General features: G+C 57.5%; 21 protein-coding genes and 1 pseudogene. 13 read left to right on the forward strand and 9 right to left on the reverse strand.

The genetic code is table 11. From position 1 onward, the window contains the following. Positions 1-43: 43 nt before the first annotated feature. The 3 genes from AC07VR_RS05250 (at position 44) to ppnP (ending at position 3,365) form a co-directional block, all read left to right on the forward strand. On the forward strand, positions 44-2,005 hold the full coding sequence (locus tag AC07VR_RS05250; protein ID WP_495010630.1) for an acetyl/propionyl/methylcrotonyl-CoA carboxylase subunit alpha: 1,962 nt from the start codon (positions 44-46) through the stop codon (positions 2,003-2,005). A gap of 239 nt (positions 2,006-2,244) precedes the next feature. Continuing rightward, positions 2,245-2,787, forward strand: a complete 543-nt coding sequence (locus AC07VR_RS05255; RefSeq protein ID WP_495010631.1) for a 3'-5' exonuclease — start codon at positions 2,245-2,247, stop codon at positions 2,785-2,787. Between the two features lie 293 nt (positions 2,788-3,080). Next, positions 3,081-3,365 carry a pyrimidine/purine nucleoside phosphorylase gene (gene ppnP / locus AC07VR_RS05260; protein WP_258699842.1) on the forward strand — a complete coding sequence of 95 codons (285 nt, stop codon included), beginning with the start codon at positions 3,081-3,083 and terminating at the stop codon, positions 3,363-3,365. An 87-nt stretch (positions 3,366-3,452) separates the two neighbouring features. Here the strand turns inward: ppnP and AC07VR_RS05265 are convergent, their stop codons facing one another. Both AC07VR_RS05265 and AC07VR_RS05270 read right to left on the reverse strand, forming a co-directional pair. Continuing rightward, entirely contained in the window at positions 3,453-4,259 is an 807-nt protein-coding gene (locus tag AC07VR_RS05265; protein ID WP_494992429.1) for an MOSC domain-containing protein, read from the reverse strand. A 225-nt stretch (positions 4,260-4,484) separates the two neighbouring features. Further along, positions 4,485-5,420, reverse strand: coding sequence for a chemotaxis protein CheV (locus AC07VR_RS05270; protein WP_494992430.1), 936 nt, complete (start codon positions 5,418-5,420; stop codon positions 4,485-4,487). 546 nt (positions 5,421-5,966) lie between these two features. Between AC07VR_RS05270 and AC07VR_RS05275 the strand changes: the two genes are divergently transcribed. Next, positions 5,967-6,437 (forward strand): hypothetical protein, encoded by a 471-nt coding sequence (locus tag AC07VR_RS05275; RefSeq protein ID WP_495010632.1) that lies wholly within the window; start codon positions 5,967-5,969, stop codon positions 6,435-6,437. Between the two features lie 383 nt (positions 6,438-6,820). Here AC07VR_RS05275 and AC07VR_RS05280 read toward each other — a convergent pair whose 3' ends face one another. Beyond that, positions 6,821-8,980, reverse strand: coding sequence for a cytochrome-c peroxidase (locus AC07VR_RS05280; protein ID WP_495010633.1), 2,160 nt, complete (start codon positions 8,978-8,980; stop codon positions 6,821-6,823). A gap of 652 nt (positions 8,981-9,632) precedes the next feature. On the opposite strand from AC07VR_RS05280, the gene AC07VR_RS05285 reads away from it, so the two are divergent. The 3 genes and pseudogenes from AC07VR_RS05285 (at position 9,633) to AC07VR_RS05295 (ending at position 12,110) form a co-directional block, all read left to right on the forward strand. Continuing rightward, the gene (locus tag AC07VR_RS05285; RefSeq protein ID WP_495010634.1) at positions 9,633-11,309 is read left to right on the forward strand and encodes a multiheme c-type cytochrome; all 1,677 of its coding nucleotides are present in this window, start codon (positions 9,633-9,635) and stop codon (positions 11,307-11,309) included. A gap of 113 nt (positions 11,310-11,422) precedes the next feature. Then, positions 11,423-11,542 (forward strand): annotated as a pseudogene (locus AC07VR_RS05290) (sensor histidine kinase); the annotation flags it as partial. A gap of 292 nt (positions 11,543-11,834) precedes the next feature. After that, on the forward strand, positions 11,835-12,110 hold the full coding sequence (locus AC07VR_RS05295) for a hypothetical protein (protein WP_495010635.1): 276 nt from the start codon (positions 11,835-11,837) through the stop codon (positions 12,108-12,110). A 63-nt stretch (positions 12,111-12,173) separates the two neighbouring features. On the opposite strand, the gene AC07VR_RS05300 is transcribed toward AC07VR_RS05295, so the two are convergent. Further along, positions 12,174-13,361: a molybdopterin molybdotransferase MoeA gene (locus AC07VR_RS05300; RefSeq protein WP_495010636.1), complete on the reverse strand. Its 1,188-nt coding sequence runs from the start codon at positions 13,359-13,361 to the stop codon at positions 12,174-12,176. A 22-nt stretch (positions 13,362-13,383) separates the two neighbouring features. Next, a complete protein-coding gene (moaB, locus tag AC07VR_RS05305; protein WP_489071459.1) occupies positions 13,384-13,923 on the reverse strand; it encodes a molybdenum cofactor biosynthesis protein B in 540 nt (179 codons plus the stop codon). A 79-nt stretch (positions 13,924-14,002) separates the two neighbouring features. On the opposite strand from moaB, the gene mobA reads away from it, so the two are divergent. Further along, the gene (mobA, locus tag AC07VR_RS05310) at positions 14,003-14,605 is read left to right on the forward strand and encodes a molybdenum cofactor guanylyltransferase MobA (protein ID WP_494992437.1); all 603 of its coding nucleotides are present in this window, start codon (positions 14,003-14,005) and stop codon (positions 14,603-14,605) included. A 75-nt stretch (positions 14,606-14,680) separates the two neighbouring features. Further along, positions 14,681-14,902 carry a YgdI/YgdR family lipoprotein gene (locus tag AC07VR_RS05315; RefSeq protein WP_495010637.1) on the forward strand — a complete coding sequence of 74 codons (222 nt, stop codon included), beginning with the start codon at positions 14,681-14,683 and terminating at the stop codon, positions 14,900-14,902. A gap of 114 nt (positions 14,903-15,016) precedes the next feature. Here AC07VR_RS05315 and AC07VR_RS05320 read toward each other — a convergent pair whose 3' ends face one another. The 3 genes from AC07VR_RS05320 to AC07VR_RS05330 all read right to left on the reverse strand — a co-directional run bounded on the left by AC07VR_RS05320 (position 15,017) and on the right by AC07VR_RS05330 (position 16,698). Beyond that, positions 15,017-15,907 (reverse strand): pseudouridine synthase, encoded by an 891-nt coding sequence (locus AC07VR_RS05320; protein ID WP_495010638.1) that lies wholly within the window; start codon positions 15,905-15,907, stop codon positions 15,017-15,019. A gap of 92 nt (positions 15,908-15,999) precedes the next feature. Continuing rightward, positions 16,000-16,320: a transcriptional regulator gene (locus AC07VR_RS05325; protein WP_494992440.1), complete on the reverse strand. Its 321-nt coding sequence runs from the start codon at positions 16,318-16,320 to the stop codon at positions 16,000-16,002. A 141-nt stretch (positions 16,321-16,461) separates the two neighbouring features. Further along, positions 16,462-16,698 carry a glutaredoxin family protein gene (locus AC07VR_RS05330; protein ID WP_495010639.1) on the reverse strand — a complete coding sequence of 79 codons (237 nt, stop codon included), beginning with the start codon at positions 16,696-16,698 and terminating at the stop codon, positions 16,462-16,464. 220 nt (positions 16,699-16,918) lie between these two features. Here AC07VR_RS05330 and AC07VR_RS05335 point away from each other — a divergent pair, with 220 nt between their 5' ends. Further along, positions 16,919-18,874 (forward strand): monovalent cation:proton antiporter family protein, encoded by a 1,956-nt coding sequence (locus AC07VR_RS05335; protein WP_495010640.1) that lies wholly within the window; start codon positions 16,919-16,921, stop codon positions 18,872-18,874. A 145-nt stretch (positions 18,875-19,019) separates the two neighbouring features. On the opposite strand, the gene AC07VR_RS05340 is transcribed toward AC07VR_RS05335, so the two are convergent. Next, positions 19,020-20,228, reverse strand: a complete 1,209-nt coding sequence (locus AC07VR_RS05340; protein ID WP_494992443.1) for an ammonium transporter — start codon at positions 20,226-20,228, stop codon at positions 19,020-19,022. A gap of 334 nt (positions 20,229-20,562) precedes the next feature. On the opposite strand from AC07VR_RS05340, the gene AC07VR_RS05345 reads away from it, so the two are divergent. The 3 genes from AC07VR_RS05345 to AC07VR_RS05355 are packed head-to-tail and all read left to right on the forward strand — an operon-like array spanning position 20,563 to position 21,606. Beyond that, a complete protein-coding gene (locus AC07VR_RS05345) occupies positions 20,563-20,877 on the forward strand; it encodes an ElaB/YgaM/YqjD family protein (RefSeq protein WP_419116508.1) in 315 nt (104 codons plus the stop codon). Position 20,878: 1 nt separating this feature from the next. Then, positions 20,879-21,268: a phage holin family protein gene (locus AC07VR_RS05350; protein ID WP_494992444.1), complete on the forward strand. Its 390-nt coding sequence runs from the start codon at positions 20,879-20,881 to the stop codon at positions 21,266-21,268. After that, positions 21,265-21,606, forward strand: a complete 342-nt coding sequence (locus tag AC07VR_RS05355) for a hypothetical protein (protein WP_495010641.1) — start codon at positions 21,265-21,267, stop codon at positions 21,604-21,606. Before AC07VR_RS05350 ends, AC07VR_RS05355 begins: the two co-directional genes overlap by 4 nt. Positions 21,607-21,623 lie beyond the last annotated feature (17 nt).

Consider the following 21,623-nt stretch of genomic DNA (forward strand, 5'->3'; position numbering starts at 1 on the left):
GATGACGGCAGCACAAACAACACAGATCCCAAGGAACCGCCCCATGCCCGCCTTGCGCAAAATCCTGATCGCCAATCGCGGTGAAATCGCCTGTCGCATCCAGAGCACGGCCCAGGCGCTGGGTTACCGCACAGTCGCGGTATTCAGTGACGCCGATGCCGACGCACGCCATGTTCGCCTGGCCGACGAAGCGGTGAACATTGGCCCACCACCCGTGCAGCAGTCCTACTTGAACATCGCTGCCATCATCGACGCGGCACAGCGCAGCGGCGCCGATGCGATCCATCCCGGTTACGGTTTTTTATCGGAAAACGCCGCATTCGCCACGGCCTGCAAACGTGCCGGGATCACCTTTATCGGTCCCGGCCCCGAAGCCATTGAGCTGATGGGCAGCAAACGGCTGTCCAAAGTCGCCATGCTCGCCGCGGGCGTACCGTGCATCGGCGGTTATCAAGGCAAGGAACAGGACGATGCCACCCTGAGTCGCGAAGCCGAATGCATCGGTTATCCATTGATGATCAAGGCCAGTGCCGGTGGTGGCGGGCGCGGCATGCGCCTGGTGCATGAGGCCCGCGAATTGCTGGCGAAAATCCGCACCGCGCGCTCCGAAGCCCTGCACGCATTTGGCAGCGACGAGCTGATTCTGGAACACGCACTGATCGAACCGCGACACGTGGAAATCCAACTGTTCGGCGACCAGCACGGCAACCTGATCTACCTTGGCGAGCGCGATTGCTCGATCCAGCGCCGTCATCAGAAAATCATCGAAGAAGCGCCCTGCCCGGTGATGACCGCCGAGTTGCGCCAGGCCATGGGCGAAGCAGCACTCAAGGCCGGTCGCGCGGTGAACTACGTCGGTGCCGGTACGGTGGAGTTTCTGCTGGATCAGCGCGGGCAGTTTTACTTTCTGGAGATGAACACCCGCTTGCAGGTCGAGCATCCGGTGACTGAACTGATTACCGGCCTGGACCTGGTGGCCTGGCAACTGAACGTCGCCGCCGGACTGCCGCTGCCATTGCGTCAGGAGCAGGTCGAACTCAAGGGCCATGCCATTGAAGTGCGGCTGTACGCCGAAGACCCGGCAGAGGATTTTCTGCCACAGGCAGGTCAGGTCGCGCGCTGGGAACCGGTACTGCAGGACCGCGTGCGCTTCGACCATGGCCTGCTCGAGGGCCAGACTATCAGCCCGTTCTATGACCCGCTGCTGGGCAAGATCATCGCCCATGGCGCCACTCGGGAAGAGGCGCGACGCAAGTTACTGCGAGCGGTCGAGGACTGCGTGTTACTGGGCCTGCAGAGCAATCAACGCTTGCTGGCCAATCTGCTTGAACACCCGCAGTTCATTACCGGTGAGTTCAGTACGGCATTCATTGCCCAGCACTTCGCCGACGACCCCAGCTTGCGCCCGCACACACCAACCTTTGAGGAACTGGCCATCGCCGCCGCGTTGTTCTATCAGCATTCGGCCAGTCTCCATTCAACCGAGCTGGCGGGTTGGCGCAACAGCGCCAGTGTTGCGCAGCATTACCGGATCGGCCTGGATGATGTGCAGTGGTCGCTGGAACTGACCGCTTTGGCGTCCAGACAGTTTCAGGTTCAGCAAGCAGGGAAAACACTCGAACTGAAGTTGCTCGATGGCGACGACCGCTGGGTCAATCTTGAAATCAATGGCATCCGCCGCCGTTACGCCTATCGGCTCGACGCCGGGCACTTGTGGTTGTTCACCCGTCCCGGCAGCCTGCACTTGCGCGATCAAACCCAGGCGCTGGTCGGCAGTCAGGCCTGCGTCAGCTCCGGCACCCTGAAAGCACCAATGGATGGCGCCATCATCGACGTCCTGGTCAGAGAAGGCAGCCAGGTCACTAAAGGCCAGCTACTGCTGGTGCTCGAAGCGATGAAGATGGAGCATCCGCTCAAAGCAGGGATCGACGGGGTGATCAAACGAATACAAGTCAGCCTGGGCGATCAAGTAAAAAACCGACAAATACTACTCGAGGTCATCTAGTGGCCTGTACGGTTGGTTCGTTAGTTCGTTAGTTCGTTAGTTCAAATTCGGATGCCAGAAGTCCCTGGCCAAGGCGCTGTGACGAGTCATAGCCCGCTATGGCGAGGAACAGCAACGCAGGATAGGGGCTTGTGGCGCCGAAGTTGACTAACAGAACCAACCACACAGGCCACTAGGCGGATCCGTCGGGTTTGGCTACGCTCAAGCCTCATAAGGACGCGGATATCAGGAAGCCTGCGATGCCTCACTGGCTGGTAATAGACCTTGAAGCGACAACAGATGAAGGAGGCTGGCCTGTGGCCGAGATGGAAATCATCGAAATCGGCGCCACACTGGTGAACCGCGAAGGCCGGGAGCTGGATAGCTTTCAGCGATTCGTGCGCCCGTTGCGTCGGCCACTGCTGACGCCCTTCTGTCGCGAGTTGACGCATATCACCCAGGCCAATATCGACGCCGCCCAGCCCTTGACCGAGGTCTGGCCGCTGTTTGAGCGCTGGCTCGGCCAGCATCAATCGCGTCTCGACGGCTGGGCCAGTTGGGGGGATTACGATCGCAAGCAACTGGAACAGGAATGGCAGCGACTGCAGTTGCACAGTGCGCTGAGCCAGGTGCCCCACATTAACCTCAAGCAGCGCTTTGCCAAGGCCCGTCGACTGGAGCGCCCGCTGGGGCTTAATGGTGCGCTGCAATTGGCCGGGATGCAGTTCAATGGTCAACAGCATCGGGCACTGGAGGATGCACGCAATACCGCACGCCTGTTACCGCTGAGTCTTCCGATCTAAAGCTGAAATACCGCGTCGTAGCAGCTGCCGAGCCTGCGAGGCTGCGTTCGACTGCGAAGCGGTCGTTAAATCAGGCAATGGGTTCTTTCAAGCAAACCGCATACACCGGATTGGCGAGGACTTCGGTCGAGCGCGACCCCGGCTCGAACGCAGCCTCGCAGGCTCGGCAGCTGCTACGATGCGCGTAACACAGCACGCTTATTACCGCTGATTCTTCCGGTCTAGAGGGGTGACGAGCTATTTAGGCTTGTGCATACTGGCCAGCCTTTTTAGCCCATTTCGAGGAATCTCCCATGTTTAAAGTCAACGAGTACTTCGACGGCACCGTCAAGTCGATTGCCTTCGGAACCGCCGAAGGTCCGGCAACTATCGGCGTCATGGCACCGGGCGAATACGAATTCGGCACCAGCCAGCGGGAAATCATGCACGTGGTCTCCGGCGCACTGACCGTCAAACTGCCTGAGAGCAGTGACTGGGAAACTTTCGCCGCTGGCAGCCAGTTCAATGTCCCGGCCAACAGCAAGTTCCAACTGAAAGTCGCAGTCGACACTGCTTACCTGTGCGAATACCGCGGCTAAAACCGATCTGAAACCCGGTTTTTTTTGCGGCGAATACAAAAATGCCCGTATCAAGCGATACGGGCATTTTTTATTCAGGACCGTTCATTATTCGACAATCGTCACCGGCATACCGACTTCAAGCCGGCCATTGCCGTCGTTGACCAGGTTCTGGCCGAACATTGCGCCACCTTCTTGCGCCCGGTATTTTTGAAGCGTGGCCAAGGGCTCACGATCCTCACTGCGCGCACCCGTCTGCGGGTCGATGGTGGTCAGGATGCAGCGCGAGCAAGGCTTGACCACCCGGAACTCGACGTCGCCGATGCGAATCCGCTTCCAGCCATCCTCGGCAAAGGCTTCACTGCCTTCGATCACCAGGTTGGGGCGAAAACGCAGCATTTCCAGCGGGCGGCCGACGCGGCTCGACAAGTCGTCAAGCGAAGCCTGACCGATCAGCAACAGCGGAAAGCCATCGGCAAACGCGACTTGATCGTCGTCTCTACCATAGCCAGCCTGAGTGGTGCGCGCACGCTCGAGCGGCACCTGCACCAGCCGTGTAGGTTTGCCAATGAACTCACTCAGCCAGGCACCCGCCTGATCGCCCGCATCCGGAACCCGCAAGGTGTCGCGCCAGATGGTCACACCGCGCAGTTCAGCGTGGTCGTCGGGTAAAGAGACGTCGATGGGGGAACGGCCTGGAGCACTGAGGGTCAGGCCGCCAGCCGCATTCCACAAGGCCGAGAGCTGGCTCATTTGCGGTACCGCACGCTGGGTCAGGAAATGTCCGCTGGCCTCATCCACCAACATCCAGCGTCGATCCCCGTCCAGCCCCAGTTTATCCAGGGTGATCTGTTGCAACGGTTCGCCCTTGCCGGACTTGAGTGGGTAACGATAAAGCGCGCTGAGACGCAGCATGAGCCAGCTCCCTGTTGGGCCAAAACGCCACCCTATACGAGCTCGATCGCTGAATCAAAGGCAGACTGCGCTGTGCCCCTGTAGGAGCAGCCGATCGACGCTCGATTGGTCCGGGCGGCGTTCCGACGATGGACTCAAGGGCGGCGCGTTTATTCAGCAAGCGCGCGTTATCGTTAACGTCCATCGCGAGCAAGCTCGGCTCCTACAGGTCTGTTTTAGAGGTTCTCAGGCGGGGACTTCGTCCAGCATCAAACGCTGACGGACCACGTCGACCAGTTTGTCCGGCTGGAATTTGGACAAGAAGTTGTCGCAACCAACCTTTTTCACCATCGAATCGTTGAAGCTGCCGGATAACGAGGTGTGAAGTACCACATACAAACCGCGCAGGCGCGGGTCGTTACGGATTTCAGTGGTCAGACGGTAGCCATCCATCTCTGGCATTTCCGCATCGGTGAAGATCATCAGCAGCTTGTCAGTCATGACCACACCGGTGTCGGCCCAGGCCTTGAGCATGTTCAGCGCCTTGAGACCGTCGCTGGCGATGTGCATCTTCACCCCAAGCTGGCCCAGGGTATCGCGCAATTGCGACAAGGCCACCTTGGAATCATCGACCAACAACATTTCGCGACCGCGGGCGCGCGCCAGCACTGGGTGATCGAGCTTGTCGCGAGACACCTTGGCGTTGTACGGCACGATTTCGGCCAGTACTTTTTCCACGTCAATGATCTCGACCAGTTGATCGTCGACCTTGCTGATGGCGGTCAGGTAATGCTGGCGACCGGCGCTGGTCGGCGGTGGCAGAATCGCTTCCCAGTTCATGTTGACGATGCGATCGACCCCACCCACCAGGAACGCCTGCACAGAACGGTTGTACTCGGTCACGATGATCGTGCTATCAGGTCCTGGCACCAGAGGTCGCATGCCGATCGCCTGGGACAGATCAATTACCGGCAGTGTCTGGCCGCGCAGATTGACCACGCCGCAAACAAACGGATGGCGCTGAGGCATCAGCGTCAACTTGGGCAACTGCAACACTTCCTGCACCTTGAAGACGTTGATCGCAAAAAGCTGCCGACCGGCCAGACGGAACATGAGAATTTCCAGGCGATTCTCACCCACCAGCTGCGTGCGTTGATCTACCGTGTCGAGAATGCCAGCCATTAATGACTCCTGGGCGTGTTCTGATGAATTCACTAAAGAGAGTTATCGGCGGATTGCGCCGGACCTTGACCCTCAAACAAAATGACATGCAACAACACCGATATCATACTGACATCATGCTCTACTGGCTTCGTCATTCAATCAGCTGCATTTCCCATCACGTGACCTCGGTGTCTACACAAGGTCCCCTTATCTAAGGGAATCCCCTACTGACAATCAGGTCCGACCTGATACTCGCAGTATCAAATAGCCATTAATGTGATGTCATTCTCATAGCATGAATGGAGTCAGGCTTTTGTCAGTGATTACAGGACCGCGGCCAGGCGCCATTTCCCGTTTACTTGCCTGTGCCATTCGGCCCCTACGGCTGGCTATCTCCAGCCAGTTAAAGATTGCCTCTTCAGGCTTGTTGAATGATTCGCCGAGAACAAACACACTGCTTATCTCAGACCAGCAACAATCAGAAATAGACTACAGACACCGCTCAAAAGTCTGCATTAGATTATGGTCATTCGCCCCACCTGACATGATGTTGTGGAGAAAAGCATGCTGAACGGCGGAAAAGAGTGGCCTCAAAGACTTCCCGAGTTTCTCCTCGAAGCTGAATCGCTATTGGCCAAGTCAGAGGAATGCCTGAGTCATCTGCAACTGATCAGCAATGACAAGGACGCCATCGACTGCATGCTGAGTACTCTGCTCAGGCTTGCCAACAAGGCTGATGCACTGGCAATCCAGGCAGTTTCCGAATTCTCGCGGCATATTCATGGTTTGCTAACCCACGTGCGAAACCATATGGACCTGCACGATCAGGCTCTGGATGCCTTGAAAGACTGCTTTACCTTGATGGCCTGGCAACTCGAACTCATCGATCTTAATACCGGCAAGCTCGGTCTGGATGACAGTGAACAAGTCTCTCTGATCAATGCATTTGCCTTCCAGGTGGGGCAGAGTCAGTCTGGCCCGTCATATCATCCCAAGCCGTTTACGCTGGTTTCTCTCGCAGAGCGCCAAGTGTGAGTGCGTAAAAGATCCGGATATTCAGTGTCAAGGGATCGCCCTGCAACTTGAGCATTACCCGGCAATATCGCCATTGAAGACTTCATATCCATGACCGACAAACACAACTGACTGGCTACTCACTTTCTCAGCCGAGTCTTTGGTGAATGCCCGACAAGAACGGCTACCAACGTCCAAAGAATCTTGAAATCCTGACGCTTTGGACCTGTATCCAGAACGCGGCCAACGGTATCTCAGGTGGTATTATGCCGCCCCTTGGATGACTCACGTCCTTAGTTGACTCACTTAATGGCCAAACCCGCTCAAGGTCCACTTGGCGGGTTTTTTTGTTGGCTGACATAACTAGCTTTGGGAGTTGCAGTCGTTCGGACCCTGCATCCAAATCAAGGAAGGTCGTTGTTGAACGGTTGCAAAGGTCCCTGACTGAGTGTGCGACCTTCTGCGCCGACGGGTTTAATCACCACTAGCGCATCTGCCGCCCGCTGGGTCGTTGCCGTGAGATCAGCCGCCTGTGCGGTCACGCTGTTTTCGTCACCCACTGCGCCTTGCGGAATGAACAGCTCCGGATGATCGAATGGAGCTCGTTCCCATGCGACCCGCGGGTCGGTCAACCCGACTTCCATGAATTTGACCAGTGCGTCAATGTCAGTGGAGGACAGGCTCAGGGGTTTTATATCCGGACTGAGGTTCGAGGCGTTGTGCTGATTTACGCTGGGATGGTCGAATCCGCTGGTGTTGTTCGCATCCTGGCCGCGCTGGTCGCCGCCTCGGTTGTAGAACTCCACGACCTGTTGCAGGGTCGCCCGGCTGCCATTGTGGAAATACGGCCCGGTCAAAGCGATGTTGCGCAGCGTCGGTGTCTTGAAGGTCCCATCGACAGAATCGCGGAAGCCGACTTTGGGCGTGAGCGTCGGGTCACAGGGTATCGCCGAGCTCAATGGCACGTCGAATGTGCAAACGTTGACAGTAAAAGGGTCAGGCACTTTTCCGCCTTGCAGCATGGTGTTGTATTCGCGGGTGAAAGACAGCGGGTTACCAAATGGGTCCGTACCGCCGGCCCCCAAGTCCTCCGAAGTCGGGCGCACACCTGTGTTGAAGAAGCCTCTGTCAAGGAGCGTCGTCAGGTTGTCAGCCATCGTAATACGGTTGACGCGCCCACCGGCCAGGAGCCGCAAACTGCTGGCTGCGTTCGTCAATTCCGGTCCAGCATGGCATTTAACGCACTTGCCCTTGCCAGTGAAAATACCCATGCCAGTGACTTGCTGGGCATTCAATGCCTGACGATTACCGTTCAAGTAGTCATCCAGCGGCGCCTGATCAGAGACCAGGGTGGATTCGTACATCTGGATCGCGAGCCCGAAGAAGAGTGGGAAATTGGCCTCTATCTGGCTATACGGCGTGCTGCCTAGCGAAACCTGCTGAGTCGCGTTCCACAGCCGTGGCTGGAAGACCTTCTGGACCATGTCACGGTAGGTGGGTCGATTTGCGCCGGAAAAAGCGCCCAGTACCGAATCGGTTGGTGCGATCTTCTGTTGGGTGAGCAACTGCCTGTCGAGCATGCGTCGGCCGATGTCCGCGAAGGTGCGCCCGCCGCAGGACATTTCGACTGCGCTGCCGGGAGGTCCTACGGCCTGCGAGGCGGCAGAGGCATCGTTGAGTGCTAGCCGCACCTTGGCCGCAATCCCGCTGGCATCGTTGGTGACGAAGATGCCAGCATCAGGATCGCGATTGCCGAACGGCGAGAAGCCATTGAAGACGTTGTTGGCCCGACCATCCCAGAAATTGCGCACGTTGAAGGCGGCGTTGATCACTGTAGGTGCGTTGCGCCCGGTAGTACGACGGACATTGATGGCACCCACATGGAAAATGCCGTCCGGCAGCTGCGTGCAATTGTCGAAACGCGATTGAGACGCCATGATGAACTTGGCGTCGAACACACCTTGTGAGCCGGTCACATCGTCGGTCGAGTAGAGGATCGTCGAATTGTGATCGAGCGGATTAGCCAGCACATGGGTCGGGAAGTCGGCTTTCTTGAGCGTGTAGTTCGGGCCGCCCTTGCCACCGGATTTGGTTGTGAATGAGGCCACGTCGCCAGGAATGCTGGACGCTGCGAACGGCTTGTTGAAGAGCGACGCGACGTTCGCATCGGTGTTACTCAGGCCGGGATTGAGCTGGTTGGTGATCCGGTGATCGACCCCGGCGTGAAAGTGGCAAGTCGCGCAAGCGGTGGAGCCATCGCTGCCGATGTTCATGTCCCAGAAAAGGGCCTTGCCCAATTGGATCGCCGCTGCGCGATTTTGCACGTAGTCAGTCATCAGATCGACCTTGCGTCCGCCCTCGGTTCCCGACGGGTCGGGCGGCGTCATGCCGCGTAGCGACTGCAGTTTGTTTAATGGCAGCTCGGTTGCTGGCTGTGGCGCTGTTACTGGCGCTGGCGCTTTAGCGGCGAGGGCAATCTTGTAGGGCGGACTGACTGCAACCAGTCCGCCTGCGACCGCGCAGGTCAAGCTGATAGTTCGAAGGATGCTCAAGTGTTTCTTCATGATGACATTACTCGATTCAGTTTGGGGTTGCCGAGTTCGGGGACTTTCCTTTTGCGAGATGAATTCCTGGCCAGAAATATTTCTGTTCGCGCGAGTTATCACGTCGACTCGAAGTTGGCTGGCGTGAAGCGTAGTCAAATTAGGCGAAGCGCTATTTTATATGCTGAATTGAAATGCCCTCCTGTCACAGTGTGGCGGCTACCTAGATTCACTCTAGCTGCAATGGAAAATTTTAGTAGTCAATTTTTTTAAAATCTTGTGTGTCGAGCGAGTCATTCGTTAGTTTAAAAGCCTGCCGGGCGGAGATGAGCAGCGACGGGCAGAAAGAGCGGTCACACACTCCCCCAACTTCGGTATACCCCCCCCACTAATGGGTGCCATTACCCAGCAGTATTCGCGTTTTGATGAACCCTTCACTTCAGGCTAAAGCCAGTGTTTACGGGGCTTTCAGGCTGTCACGCATATTTTGTCACAATGCTGGCAGAGTAATTGCTGAGTGAGTTTGTCCCGTTCATGAAAGGTGGAGAGTCGGGGAGTTGTAAGTGCCCCATTGAGTGATTACATATAACCATCGGCATGAATCATGAAGTACCTCTGTCAACTCAATAGACGTGTTGCGGTCACCCTCTGCAATCGTCTTGGGGAAACTTTCATGAACCACCATAAACACACGTTATTGCAGGTAGCGCTGCACTTGTTATTGGCTTTTATTATTCTATGGATGATGTGCGCCGGCTCTTTCGCGGCCTTATTCAAGGTACCGGAGAATGTCAGGCTAAGCATTATCGACTTGAGTATTTCGCTGACGGTATTGTTCATGCCGTTTTTCGTGGTGCGTGCAGGTTTGCGCTTTAACCCTATACGCAAACACTCTCCCAGGCACAGACCTTTAGTTCGCCGTTTTTTGTGCTTTCTAGCCGGCCTGCTGACGGTAACGCTGGTTGCGGCCGACGAACCTCAGGGCAATGACAATCAAGGTAATGAAAAGTGGCTGGAGCCGGCACGCTCCAAGCTCATGCATGTGAATGGCGGTATGCCGTTCTTTCCGCATCGGGCCAATACCACTGGCAACCTGGTTTTGAATGTGAAGGACTTCGACAATGCCCAGATATGTGGCGCTTGCCATACGGAGATCTACAAGCAGTGGCGCTCGTCGATGATGTCCCAAGCCTGGGATGAACCCATCTATCGGGCCTTGCTCAAGCGTGCGAGCTCGGCCACCGAGGGCAAGGTCGATAACTTCTGCACCGGCTGCCATACCCCGATCGGTCTCACGACCGGGCAGATCAATTCGGAACTCAACCGCTCCTCGATTGAAGACAGCGCGAAGAATCATCCGATGCCTGGGGTCGATTGCGAGACCTGCCACAACATCAGTGCCCGCACGGGCCTCGATAACGGCGCCTATGTCATGAGCCCTCGAGCGCACGGTAAACCGACTAAGTTCGGCCCGCGTAAAGATGCCGTTTCGCCCTATCACGACACCGTGTATTCCCCTCTGCACACGCGCTCGGACTTTTGCGCCACCTGCCACAACGTCACGCACCCGTTCAGCAGTGTGGCGGTCGAGCGCACCTATGACGAATGGCAGGAGAGCTCCTACAGCCTTGACGATAAAACCTGCCAGAGCTGCCATATGTCGAGTTTTGCGGGTAAGGCCGCGATCATGGGGCCAGACCGCGAAAAGGTCGCCTCACATTGGTTCAGCGGAGCCAACTCTATGGTGCTCAAGCATCTCGGTCAGGAAGAGGGCGCGCAACACTCGCGCGACATGCTCGCGCGCGCGGGGGAAATAAAGTTCCAGCAACTGCCGGCAGCCATCATTCCCGGGCAATACACCTCGGTAGCTGTCAAAGTTGCCAATGTCGGCGCCGGGCACAAGCTGCCGACCGGCTTTCCGGAGGGACGGGAGATGTGGATCGATTTCCGGGTGCTCGATGCCAGTGGTCGCGAGCTCTATCGGCTGGGCTCGATCAAGGACGGTAAGACCGAGGACGACACGCGAAACTTCAAAGTGCACCTGGGCGACAAGGACGGCAAAGAATTGGACGTCGATGTCTGGAATGCCACGCAAATTCTCTCGGATAACCGCATTCTGCCCAAGGGCTACGATATTCGGGCGTTCTCCTTCATGGTGCCGACCGACGCCGTCGGGCCGCTCACCTTGACTGCCGAACTGAACTACTGGCCGTTTTCGCAGAAGCTGGCCGACGACCTGGTCGGCAAGGATAAGTTGCAGGTGGAAATCACCCAGATGGCCAAAGTCACGCAGAGCGTCCCCCTGTCGACAAGCCTGCCAGCCGTCGGGCCAGAAACTGCGCACTTTTAGCTGTGCAGTGTCGACGTGGCCCCGATCACCGCGCGTGCTTCGTCTATTTATGCCTTACCGGGGCGCGCGCGGGGCGTTCGACGAAGGTTTGCTGCGCAGCCAGCACCCTTCGCCTGGTGGCACTGAATCTGGCCGCATTGACCAGCGTCTGGGTCCAGCATCGTCACTCGCTGAAATCGATCAAGTTTCAGCCCCAGGAACTGGCCGACCGTCTGTTGGAAGTTAAGGAAAACTCAGGGCCTGGCACTGTTCATCAGCGACGACGGACGGGGCTTTTCTCCGGCACTGAATCCAGGCCAGGAAGGGCAGCGCGCAATGGCCGGCAGGTCGGAGCGGATCGATCATCAGCCTCGATGACTAACCGATTATTGATCATCCCGACAGCTATCGAATCAAGCCGCCCATCCTCCGGTAAATTTTCTGACAGCACACTGCGAATCGGCTTAATTGACCTGAATGAGGTAATCGAAGAACGTTCGTAAGCCATTGTTTTTCGCGCGAACGACGCCTCACACAAGGAAGTGCATGGACATGAACAATGAGAAGCTCTCAAGGGGCTCAAACCCGACTATCGATCAGCTGCAGAGGAGCGCGTTACCCAGCGATGTAAACGCCCGCCGCATGGTTGCTCGCCCGGAATATATGCGCAACGGTCTCGATAAATCGCCTGGCAACGCTAAATCCATCAAGGGCATGCTCGCGTGCTCGGCTGTAGCAGCAGCGCTGCTGGTGCTGATTGCTCTCCTGGCCTGGATTTCCAACAGCCGTTTCGGTCAACTTCTGCAAGCGCTGATCCGCTAGCCCGCTCCAGACTATTACTGCGCCCGGCCCTGTTCAGGCCGGGCCCGGTTGAGCCGCCAAGGCTCACCCCAGCACTTCACTCAACGGAATGAAGTTCACCCAGTCGCCCTCAGCCAGCGTGCGCCCCTCCAGCACTTCAACCAATCCCTCGGCCCAGGCCGCACTGCGTAATACCCCGGAGCTCTGATTTTTATAGATGATTGCTCGCCCATGTTCCAGGCGCCCTCGCAGGTACTCTCGACGGTTGCCCGGCTTGGGCCAGACAAACCCTGCTGGCACCTGGAACTGCAACGGCTGCACCTCCACCACCCCCTGTCGGCGCAACAGATAAGGCCGGGCCAACAACGCAAACGTCACCAGGGTCGACGCAGGATTGCCCGGCAAACCGATCACCGGCACGCCTCTAAAGTGTCCAAAAGTCAGCGGTTTTCCGGGTTTGATAGCCAGTTTCCAAAGCGCCAGCTCACCTTCTTCACGCAGGGCGACACCGAGGAAATCCGCTTCTCCCACCGATACACCACCCGTGGAAAGGATCAGGTCAACATCTGCCAACTCAGCGAGTCGGTTACGGGTGGTCGGTAGATCATCAGGCAAGATTCCGGCATCAACCACTTCGCAACCCAGGCGCTGCAACCAGCTGCACAGCAGCACGCGATTACTGTTGTAGATCTGCCCTGGCCCAAGCGGTTGTCCTGGCTCGATCAGCTCGTCACCAGTAGACAGCACGGCCACCCGCACCCGGCGAATCACATTCAGCTGCGCGCAGCCCAGGGAAGCAGCCAAACCTTGCTCGATCGGTCCCAGGCGAGTGCCCGCCGACAACACCTGTTCACCGACAGTAGTTTCCTGGCCTTGTGGACGAATATTCTGTCCCGCGCGCAGTGTTTCAGTGAAGCGCACGCATCCATCGGCCAGCACTTCAGCATTTTCCTGCATCTCGACGCAGTCGGCCCCTGCGGGCACGGGAGCGCCGGTGAAGATCCTCGCACAGGTGCCCGGTGCCAACGGCTCTGGTGCCTGACCTGCGAATATCCGCTGGCTGACCGCCAGCGCGTCTCCGTTCCAGTCGGCAAGGCGCAACGCATAGCCATCCATCGCGCTGTTAGGCCAGGGCGGGAGATCCAGGGTCGAAATCAAATCGTCAGCCAAAACCCGGCCTTGAACCTGTGCCAATGGCAGCTGCTCGCACTCGCGAATCGGCGAGGCTTGAGCCATGGCCAGCAAGCGCGCCAACGCGTCTTCGACCGGCATCAAGGCTCCGGTCTTGCCCGGCTTACCCACGGGATTCACAGGGTGCGGCCTGCTTCAGATGCGGGACGAAGTTGCACGGCCGATGCCGCGAGTCCAGTTGCTCTGCGAGGATCCCGTCCCATCCGGTGCGAACTGCATTGGTCGAACCTGGCAGGCAACACACCAGCGTGCCATTGGCCAATCCGGCCAAGGCCCGCGATTGCACGGTTGAAGTGCCAATGTCCGCGACCGAAATCTGCCGGAACAACTCGCCGAAACCATCAACCTGTTTATCGAGCAGGCAACTGACCGCTTCCGGCGTGCTATCGCGGCCAGTAAACCCGGTACCGCCGGTAATCAACACCACCTGCACGACGTCTTCGGCTATCCAGGTCGCGACTTGCGCGCGGATTTTGTAGAGATCATCTTTAAGCAGAACCCGCGCGGCCAGGTTATGGCCAGCGGCGCTCAGACGGTCGACGAAGACCTGTCCGGAAGTATCGGTTTCCAGGGTGCGGGTGTCGCTGACAGTCAACACCGCGATGTTCAACGGTGCAAAAGGTACATCAGCCTTGGCTTTCATAGGCTCGATCCAGTTGTAGGAGAAACAGCCCGGTGTTATATCACAGCGTCCTGTTTCGCTGCCCCTGCGGAGACGCTTCATGAATTCGAATACTCAACTGCCGCCCTGCTCCATTCTCCTCCTGGCGGGCGGGCGCGGGCAACGCATGGGCGGTCAGGACAAGGGTTTGCTGGAGTGGCAGGGCCAGCCATTGATTGCTCATCTGCACCGCAAGACGCGCGGGTTGAGTGATGATCTGATTATCTCCTGCAACCGCAACCAGGATAAATACGCGCCCTTTGCCGACCAATTGGTCCAGGACGACAGCGACGAGTTCCCTGGTCCACTGGCCGGTATTCGCGCAGGGCTGGCGGTTGCTCGACATACTCATCTGCTGGTATTGCCCTGCGACGTACCGCAAATTGATGCCAGTCTGCTGAACGCAATGCGCGAAACCGCCAGTCAGCATCCGGACAAACCGCTGATGCTGCGCCATGGGGAGCACTGGGAACCACTGCTGTGCATTATCCCGACGGCGCTTGCGGCTGCTTTCCAAAGCGCTTGGGATGACGGTGAACGCAGCCCGGGCAGACTCATGCGCAGGCTGGGTGCCAACGCCTTGCAGTGCCCCGAAAACGATCACCGCCTGGCCAATTTGAATACCCCTGAGCTGTTACGCCAGCACAACAGCGTGTCGGATTGACGCTAGCCAAGGAGCTTGCGCGCGTTGTATACGTCTCAAATCAGTAATCAAAAATATTCAATTCGGAGACACCAAATGATTCAACGGACACTCGCCACCCTGATGCTTGCACTGGGTCTCGCCACGCTCGCCGGTTGCGCATCGCCCGCTGTGATCACTCTGAATGACGGCCGTGAAATCCAGTCTGTCGACACACCCAGATTCGATAAGGATTCGGGTTTCTACGAGTTCGAACAGCTTGACGGCAAACACACCCGCATCAACAAAAATCAGGTTCGTACCGTTAAAGACCTGTAAGCCCAACGGCGACTGTCAGATATAGATAAAACCCGCCTTGTGCGGGTTTTATCGTTTTTACGGGGAGAAGTCTCGATTAGCGCCTCAATAACCTGACGCAACCGTTACCGGGAATCACCACTGCAAGGTGATTTCGCTTTCAAAATGACGCCCCTGCCCCGTCAGCGGGTCGATAAAGCGCAAACCTTGAGCCAGCAGCTTCAGCGGGTTCGCATAGTCATCTTCGGCATCCTTGAGAACATCGGGATAGAACGGGTCATTACAAATACCCGCCCCCAACGCACTCATGTGCACCCGCAACTGGTGTTTTTTACCTGTGACGGGAGACAACGCGTAACGCCAAAGCTCACCATTTTTCTCGCTGACCGCGACAGCCGTTTCGGTGTTGCTGACCCCAGGGCCTTCCTGCATGCGGAAGAAGGGTTCGCCATCGACCAATCGGCTTTTGTGAACCAATGGGAATGACAACTCCGGCAAAGCTCGGGCAATAGCCTCGTAGCGTTTCTCGATTTTGCGGGTAGGAAACAACGACTGATAAGCCGAACGGCTCTCGGGATTGGCCGAAAACAACACAAGCCCCGCCGTATGCCGGTCGATTCGATGCAACGGCACCAAATGCGGGTTATCCAGACGACGGATCAGACGTCGCAGCAAGGTCTGTTCAACATACTCACCCGCCGGGGTGACCGGTAGAAAGTGCGGTTTATCCGCAACGACCAGATGCTCATCGGCATAGAGAATCGACTCCAGCACCGGGATCGGTTTTTCGTCAGGCACCTCACGAAAATAATGTATCCGCAGACCTTCCCTGTATGGCAAGCCAACGGTAATCGCTACACCATTGCCGTCCAGAACGCGCCCACGAGCGATCCGGTCCAGCCATTGCTCGCGGCTGATAGCACTAAAGTGTTCACACAGGCACTCGAGCACGGTCGGCCATGAGCCCGGAGGCAGATACAACGTACTCGCTTGATTCTGTGCAGCGTTAAAAGATAGCGTAGACATACAAGGGCTCTGGGCATTAGTGCAGGCAGGCATTATCCAGCAAGGGCGCAAGTGAACCTAGGAGAGTTTCGGGCACAGGCAACTCACGGCCCTCAGGCATGAGTCATCCCGGGCTGCGCCGCGGCTTCGGTAAACTCTTTGAGCCAGCGCAGTACATCAACAGCCTCCCAGCGTCCTGGATCATAAAGCGCATACAACACCCCCTGATAACCCACCACATCCAGCTGCCGGTGGTAACCCGCGCGCTGAAACAAGGCTTCGATTTCAGCGAAGCAGGTATTGAAGTGCAGCTTGTTGAAGGGAGTTTTCCCTTCCGTGACCAGACCATCCAGACGCAATTCGAGCACGGCCTCGCGGACGACGTCAGCGGACATCCGGTTCACGCTGCTCTTCAATTGTTCGACATTGACCATGGGATATCCCTCTGTTTTCTTGATTCGCCAGCTGAGAGACATGGCAGAACACTCGATAGCTGTATAGACATACAGTAACCGAATATTACGTCTCTCGCCAACGGATTACAGAAGGATCGACAAGCGCAGAGCCAGTATTGATCAACGCAAAAAAGCTACGACCTGCTCGGCATCGAAGGGCCAATCCAGTTCGGCACCGGTATCGATACGTCGCAGGACCGGGATACGCAAGCCGTAGTCTTCGACCCATGCTTCGTTTTCGGCAATGTCGACCAGTTCCACCAACAAACCGCGCTCGACCAAGGGCATCACTTCGGCTTCGGCAAGTTCACAGAGATGGCAACCAAGGGTGCTGAATAGCTGGCATTCAGAAGGCATGACAAACAGACCACCAAGGAATAGGCATTCATTCTAGGCCCGACGGGAAAACACGTCGAGCCAAGGGATTTACCTGACCGGACATAACCATCAGCCGCCGACATCAGGTAGCTCCACACAAGAATGACGCAGATCATTCTCCCTCAGAGCCGATTGCGCGATGCTCGCGGCTTCTTTGCCTCTACGCTCTGCTAGTCAACGCCCCTGACCGGAGACTTCTGTGTTCGCAAACCTGTTGATCATCCTCGCCTCGTCACTGGTGGTGATTGCACTGTTCCGGCGCCTGCAACTGCCACCGGTGTTGGGCTATCTGTGCGTCGGCCTGCTGGTGGGGCCAACTGCATTCGGCTGGGTGAATGACAGCGAAGAGTTACCGGACCTGGCCGAGCTGGGCGTGGTCTTCCTGCTTTTTTCACTGGGGCTTGAATTCTCCCTGTCTAAAATGCTCGCGTTACGTCACGTGGTCTTCGGTCTGGGCAGCCTGCAGGTGCTGGTTACAGGTGTACTGCTGGGCGGCGTGTTGTTGCTGTCCGGAGTGCCGACTACCTCAGCCTTGTTACTCGGGGCCGGCCTGGCACTGTCTTCGACCGCCATCGTCAGCAAAGAATTGACCGGTCTGGGCGAGATCTTCAGCAGCCACGGCCAGAATGCAATCGGCGTGCTGTTGTTCCAGGATGTGGTCGCGGTGCTCTTGCTGACACTGGTTCCAGTGTTTGCCGGCAGCAGTGATCAGGCCTGGTATTGGGCGCTGCCGACCACCCTGGGGAAAACTGTCGTGCTGTTTGTCGGCCTGCTTTTGGCCAGTCGCTGGTTGCTGCCACGACTGTTCCATGAAGTCGCCGCGTCCCATTCCGCCGAGTTGTTCGTGCTGCTGGCATTGGTCATCGTGCTACTGACCGCCTGGTTGACTCATCTGCTGGGGCTCTCTCCTGCCCTGGGTGCCTTTCTAGCCGGCATGCTGCTGGGGGAAAGCCATTACCGGCATCAGATCGAAGCCGATATCCGGCCGTTCCGCGATATTTTGCTGGGGTTGTTCTTCGTCAGTATCGGCATGTTGATCGACCTGCAGTTATTCGCCAGCCACGGTGTATATATCCTGGGTCTGACGCTGGCGCTGTTGCTGATCAAGGGCGCCGTGGTGACGGCTCTGGTCAAATGGCGCGGTAGCGACGGCGAAACAGCCTGGCGTAGCGGACTGGCACTGGCTCAAGGAGGCGAATTCTGTTTTGCGCTAATGGCGCAGATGCAACAGAGCAATTTGATGCCCACCGACATGAGCGGTCCTCTGCTGGCGGCAACCTTCTGTTCGATGCTGTTGACGCCGCTGCTATTGCGCGCAGCCCCAGGCATCGCCGCCCGCTTGCATCGCAAACCCAATGAGGAGGCGAAACTGGAAGAAATCACCGAGCTGAATGCCGAATTGCACGGGCATGTGGTGATCTGCGGTTATGGTCGTGTGGGCCAGTCCATCGGCCGTTTTCTGCGGCGCGAACAACAGCGATTCATCGCGCTCGATGACGACCCGGTGCGAGTCCAGGAAGCCGCGGCCGGTGAAAGTTGCGTGCACTATGGCGACTCACGTCGCGGCGAGTTGCTCGCGGCCGTCGGACTCGAGCGGGCACGGTTGCTGGTGATTGCCGTGGACAAGACTGACATCGCCTTGATCGTGCTCAAGGAAGCCCGCCGAATCAACGCTGACGTCCCGATTCTGGTTCGAACCCGGGATGACAGCCAATTGGCTGAGTTGAAAGCCGCAGGCGCCAACGAGGTTGTCCCGGAGTTGCTCGAGTCAAGCCTGATGCTGGCCTCTCATGCGCTGATCATGCTCGGATTACCCGAACAACAGGTCCAGGCCAACGTCGACGAAGTCCGGCACAACCGCTATCGCCTTCTGCATGGTTTTTATCACGGCGCGCAGAGCAACCTGCTGGACAACCGGGGGCAGCCCAAGGTGTTGATGCATGCAGTCAATCTCGGTACCGGCGCCCATGCCTGCGGCTTGCCGCTGAACGATCTGGCGCTGGAGCAGCTGGGTGTGGACGTGCAGGCCGTGCAGCGCGGTGGCAACGAACTGGCAACTGACGCTGTCACCCACCTGCAGGCAGGTGACACGGTACTGATGTCCGGCACCTTGTCAGCCCTCGAGGCCTGTGAAGCGCGATTGCTGGGCGGGTAATAAAGCGGATGGAAGGGAAGCACAAGGCCTGTAGGAGCCGAGCTTGCTCGCGATGCAGGCGGCGCGGTGCATCAGGCAAGCCTCGCCATCGTTCATCGCGAGCAAGCTCGGCTCCTGCAGGTAAAGCAATTTCAGATTCGCACAATCAATCCAGGCTCACTGCGCCGATCTTGTGCACGGACAAATCAGCCCCGTAATACTCCTCTTCCTGGCTCAACCGCAGACCATGGAAATACTTGATCGCGCCATACACCGCAAAGCCCCCGGCAAAGGCGATGACGATACCCACAGAGGTTCCAATCAACTGGCTGATCAAACTGACTCCGCCCAGACCTCCCAAAGCGCTCTGACCGAAAATTCCGCAAGCAATCCCGCCCCAGACGCCGCAAAGCCCATGCAACGGCCAGACACCCAACACATCATCAATCTTCCATTTCCCTTGCGCGGCGGTGAAGCACCACACGAACAAAGCCCCGGCAATGGCGCCGGTTACCAGTGCGCCGACCGGGTGCATCAAGTCGGAACCTGCGCAAATCGCCACCAGCCCGGCCAATGGGCCGTTATGCAGGAAACCCGGGTCATTGCGACCGACGATCAGAGCCGCCACGGTGCCGCCGACCATCGCCATCAACGAGTTGACCGCGACCAGGCCACTGAGCCCTTGCAGCGTTTGCGCACTCATCACGTTGAAGCCGAACCAGCCGACAATCAGGATCCACGACCCCAACGCCAGAAACGGAATGCTCGACGGTGCGAAGGCCACCAATCGTCCATCGCGGTAACGGCCCTGCCGCGGCCCCAACAACAGTACCGCCGCAAGCGCCAGCCAACCGCCCATGGCGTGCACCACCACCGATCCTGCGAAGTCATGGAAACTCGCGCCAAAGCGCGCCAGCAACCAGGCTTGCAGACCAAAATTGCCGTTCCACACCAAGCCTTCAAAGAAAGGATAAATGAACGCCACGATCAGCGCCGTCGCACAGAGCTGCGGGGCAAATCTGGCTCGCTCGGCAATCCCCCCGGAGATGATCGCCGGAATCGCCGCAGCAAAGGTCAGCAGGAAGAAAAACTTCACCAGCCCATAACCATGATCGGCACTGATCACCGCCGCTGGCTGCATGAAACTGACGCCATAGGAAATCCAATAGCCTATAAAGAAGTAGGCCAAGGTCGAAATGGCGAAATCGCTGAGGATCTTCGATAACGCGTTGACCTGGTTTTTTTGCCTGACCGTACCCACTTCAAGGAAGGCGAAACCGGCATGCATGGCCAAGACCATGACCGCGCCCATCAGAATGAACAGCGTGTTGGAGCTATGGACCAGACTGTCCACAGCACTTTGCAAATTTTCCATGGAGATGGCAGACCTGAATGCAGGAAAAAGCACCAAAGCAGTTCAAGAACTCCTTTTTCGCACCAAATTGGCACCCGCCTTGGCAACGGCTTTTGTATGGGTGAACCGCTTTGGCGCAGGAATTGCGAACAGGCAATCGCCGCTAGGGGTTTTTCGCGGGTTTTAATTATTTAGGTTAAGGTTTTCATGGCTCGCGCCACATTTACGCCCAGCTTCAGCGCAACATCGCTCGCCTGCGCACCATGACAAAGCAAAAGCTGTACCAGGCAATTGCGCTGAACCTTCCGGCAAGCCTCATACTCGAAACATTCAGAAGCCACCTACGGAGATAACCATGGCCAGCAAAACAGCAAAGACTGCTCAAGAAATACTGATGGCGGATTTTCAAACGCTGGTCAATGACACCGAGAGGTTGCTGGAGCACACCGCGACACTGGCCGGTGATCAAGCTGATGAACTGCGCAGCCAGATCCACGACAGTCTGTTGCGCGCCCGCGAAACCCTGCAACTGACCGAAGACTCCCTGCGCGAACGCAGCAAAGCTGCGGTCACCGCCACCGAAGACTACGTACAGGCCAACCCATGGCAGTCGGTGGGAATTGCCGCCGGGGTAGGCTTTCTGATCGGCCTGCTGGCGACGCGGCGCTAATATGCCTATTGACGAATCCGGCTCGTCCGCAACGGGCCCAAGCACCTCATCCCGGCGCTTGGGTGCCGCTTTCCTGGGTTTGTTGCACAGCCATGTCGAGTTGTTCGGTATCGAGTTGCAAGAGCAAAAATCACGGACCGTAAGCCTGTTGTTGTTCGCAGGTCTGGCACTGGTTTTTGCCTTGCTGTTATTGGTTGGGCTCTCGGTATTGGTATTGATCCTGCTCTGGGACACTTATCGCCTGGCCGCAATTATCGGCCTGTGTGTCTTCTATACGCTCGCCGCACTCTTTTGCGCGCTGCGTATGAAAGCGGCAATCTTCGACGAGTCATCACCCTTCAGTGCCACGCTTGAAGAGTTGGCCAACGACAGGGAGCGCCTGCTGCCATGAGCCTGCCTGAGATACCCCAACTCCATACCCGGCACGAGATGCGCAAGGCCTTGATCCGGTTGCGCATGGAAATGCATCGCCAGGAAATCCGCCATGAATCCCAGAACCTGCTGCGACCCTTACAGCGTGTGCGCGGGATGACACAAAACATGAAGGACGGCTTCGGCATCAAGCACGCGCCGCTCTGGGGCGTTGCCGCAGTGACCTTGCTGGGGTTTCTGACCGGCAAAAGCACCAAGGGCGGTGGCATCAGCAGCCTCACCCGGCTGGTCAGTCTCGGCACCAGCCTGTTGCCGCTGATCAAGCTGGCGATGCAAGGCTCCTCTGGCAAAAGCTAGTCTGGCTGCATTCTTGC

The sequence above is a fragment of the Pseudomonas sp. GW821-FHT02H09 genome, assembly GCF_059421425.1.